Origin of the sequence: Promicromonospora kroppenstedtii DSM 19349, from assembly GCF_000515355.1 — a bacterium.
In the GTDB taxonomy this organism is placed as follows: domain Bacteria; phylum Actinomycetota; class Actinomycetes; order Actinomycetales; family Cellulomonadaceae; genus Promicromonospora; species Promicromonospora kroppenstedtii.
The window spans coordinates 1-1,691 of record NZ_KI911609.1; the positions used below are offsets into that span (position 1 = coordinate 1).

At 74.0% G+C, this 1,691-nt stretch carries 3 protein-coding genes; 2 read left to right on the forward strand and 1 reads right to left on the reverse strand.

Annotation, left to right across the window (positions count from 1 at the left end; genetic code table 11):
* On the forward strand, positions 1-469 hold a 469-nt coding region (locus tag PROKR_RS03785; RefSeq protein ID WP_051432644.1), incomplete at its 5' end, for a DUF1990 family protein.
* On the opposite strand, the gene PROKR_RS03790 is transcribed toward PROKR_RS03785, so the two are convergent.
* Positions 438-1,193: an alpha/beta fold hydrolase gene (locus tag PROKR_RS03790; RefSeq protein WP_036959667.1), complete on the reverse strand. Its 756-nt coding sequence runs from the start codon at positions 1,191-1,193 to the stop codon at positions 438-440. The two genes, PROKR_RS03785 and PROKR_RS03790, sit on opposite strands and share 32 nt — an antisense overlap.
* A gap of 82 nt (positions 1,194-1,275) precedes the next feature.
* Here PROKR_RS03790 and PROKR_RS03795 point away from each other — a divergent pair, with 82 nt between their 5' ends.
* The gene (locus tag PROKR_RS03795; RefSeq protein ID WP_036959673.1) at positions 1,276-1,503 is read left to right on the forward strand and encodes a hypothetical protein; all 228 of its coding nucleotides are present in this window, start codon (positions 1,276-1,278) and stop codon (positions 1,501-1,503) included.
* Positions 1,504-1,691: the final 188 nt, after the last annotated feature.

The window sequence follows — 1,691 nt, forward strand, 5'->3', positions numbered from 1 at the left end:
GCCGCCGCCGCGCGCCCGTGTGCTGCGCGAGCGGATGGACCTGGAGCCGGGCGCGTCGCTCACGTCGACCGCCGACGCGCTGTTCGGCTGGGCCGTGCACCGCGGGGCCGGGCTGACGATCGCCCCGACCGGACCGGTCGACGTCGGGGTGACCGTGGTGCAGGCCGTGCACGTGGGGCCGCTGTGGTTCACCGCCCCGTGCCGGGTGGTCGACGTCGTCCGGGAGCCCGACGAGGCCGGGTTCACCTACGCGACGCTGCCGCACCACCCGGAGACGGGCGTGGAGTCCTTCCGCGTGCGGCGCGCGGGGGAAGGACTCGTCTTCGAGATCCACGCCGTGGCGCGACACGACTTCTGGGGCTCCCGGATCGTCCCGTCGGCCGCTCACCGCGTCCAGGACCGCGTGACCCGCGGCTACCTGGACACGGCCCGCGACCTCAGCCGCGCGGCTCGTCCAGGAACTCGCTGACCAGCTTCGTCACCTCGTCGGGACGCTCCAGGTTCGGCAGGTGACCCGCCCAGCCGAGCTGGGTGTGCCGGGCGCCGGGGATCTGCCCGGCCAGGTGGTTCGCGATGGCGCGGAAGTGGTCGAGGTCCTGACCGCCGGAGACGACCAGCGTGCGGGCCGTGATCGCCGCCAGGTCGATCTGGGGGCCCGGCTCCTGGTTGATGTCGTCGCCCGCCGCGAGCTGTACCTCGAAGGCGTGGCGTTGCATCGTGCGCACCAGCTCGCGGGCGTCGTCGTCCGCGTCGGGGCCGAGCCAGGTCGCCACGTTCAGCTCGGTGGCGCCCTCGACGTCGCCGGCCTCCAGGAGGGCGTCCTCGCGGCGGGCGAACCGCAGCACCGAACGGGTGGGCGGCAGGTCGAAGGCAGAGTTGAGGAGCACGAGGTGCGACACGAGGTCGGGCCACTCGGAGGCCACCTGGAGCGCGACCTCTCCGCCCGCCGACGCCGCGACGATCGCCACGGGGCGCTCGCCGAGCGAGTCGAGCAGCGCCTTGACGTCGCTCGCGTTGTCGAACCGCGCGCTGGTCAGGGGGGTGTCGCCGTAGCCGCGCAGGTCGCAGCGGACGACGCGGCGGTGCTGGCCCAGGGGAGCCCGCTGCGGGTCCCACATGCGGGAGTCGGCGACGCCGGCGTGCAGGAGCAGGACGGCGGGGCCGGAGCCCGTGGAGTCGTGGCTGAGGATCATCCGCCGACCGTAACGGCGGTCCTTCGACCATGGCCAACGCATTCGATGGACTCCGGTCCGGGCGGCGGATATACTCGAACACATGTACGAATCCACGGAAGGTCAGGCGCTCGGCCGGCCCGTCGCGCCGCCGGTGTCCTCGCCGGTCGACGCGGCGTTCGCCGCGCTGCTGGACGAGCTGTTCACCGGCCCCCGGGTCACCTACGCGCCGGTCCTGGAGGAGCCGACGTACTACGGCGGGCACCGGCGCGAGCCTCGGCACCGGCGCTTCGTGCTGCGCGCCGGCACCGACCTCGACGATCCCCGCTAGTTCCTTGCCAGACGCTGGTTCCTGATCAGACCACGAACCCGAGCACCGCGGCCACCACGGCCAGCGCGATGCCGACGAAGGCGAACGTGGTGGCCGTGGCCGCCTTCTTCGTCGCGGCGTCCGCGACCTGCTGGGCCGCCGACGCCGCGGCCGCGGCCTCCTTGGCGGCCGACGTCGCCGAGTCCGCC